Below are 995 nucleotides of genomic sequence, written 5' to 3' on the forward strand. Positions count from 1 at the left end.
CTAGGGACTGTTCGTAGTTCAGATCTTTGATGCGGTTTGCTGGGCGAGTGGTCGTGGCTGGTAGAACTCGGGTGTGGCGCGTTTCGATGTGACCGATGCCGAGTGGGCGTTGATCGAGCCGTTCCTGCCGGTCGCGGCCACCGGGCCGCTGCCGAGACGGGCTCGTGCGCAGTTCAACGGGGTGTTGTGGCGTTTCCGCAACGGCACCGGGTGGCGGGATGTGCCCGAGCGGTACGGGCCTTGGACCAGTATCTACACCCGCTTCCGCGCCTGGGCGCTGGCCGGGGTGTTCCAGCAGTTGATGGACGGGCTGATCGCGGAGGCGGCAGCCCGCGGTCAGGTGGGTCTGGAGTTGGTGAGCGTGGATTCCACGATCGTGCGCGCCCACCACGAGTCGGCGGGACTGGCCGTGTCCGGGGAGGTGCTCGACGCGCTCGAGCAGGCGCTGACCGAGGAAAAGGGGGTTCCGCTCGATCAGCAGGTGAGCGTTCTGCGGGTGATGCGCCGCACGCGGGGGCCGAGCCGGCCGGCCCGCAGGACGATCCGGCGGGCCAGGAGCCTTCGGCGGCACGCCGACGCCGCAAGGCCCGAGCCCACGCGGCCGGACTCGGCCGATCCCGAGGCGGACTGAGCAGCAAGATCCACGCGGCGGTCGACGCCCGAGGCCTGCCGCTGGCGTTCATCCTCACCCCGGGACAGGCCTCCGACACCCGCCACTTCCAACCAGTGCTGGACAAGATCCGGGTACGCAAACCCTTCGGGCGTCCGGCCACCCGCCCGAAGGCGGTGGCCGCCGACCGGGCCTACTCCTCGAAAGCCAACCGCGACTACCTGCGCCGACGGCAGATCACCGCCGTCATCCCGGACAAGGCCGACCAGCAGGCGAACCGGAAGAAGAAGGGCTCGAAGGGCGGACGGCCGATCTCCTACGACACCCGACGCTACAAGCAGCGCAACACCGTCGAACGCTGCTTCCAGAAGATCAAGACCTGGCG

1 protein-coding gene and 1 pseudogene are annotated in these 995 nt (G+C 69.0%); both read left to right on the forward strand.

The annotated features are described in order from the left end of the window. Positions 1–88 precede the first annotated feature (88 nt). Positions 89–631, forward strand: a complete 543-nt coding sequence (locus KDK95_RS38465) for a transposase (RefSeq protein WP_372463435.1) — start codon at positions 89–91, stop codon at positions 629–631. After that, positions 598–995: pseudogene (locus KDK95_RS38470) on the forward strand (IS5 family transposase); the annotation flags it as partial. The gene KDK95_RS38465 and the pseudogene KDK95_RS38470, both read left to right, overlap by 34 nt.

The organism is Actinospica acidithermotolerans (genome assembly GCF_018139625.1).
In the GTDB taxonomy this organism is placed as follows: Bacteria; Actinomycetota; Actinomycetes; order Streptomycetales; family Catenulisporaceae; genus Actinospica; species Actinospica acidithermotolerans.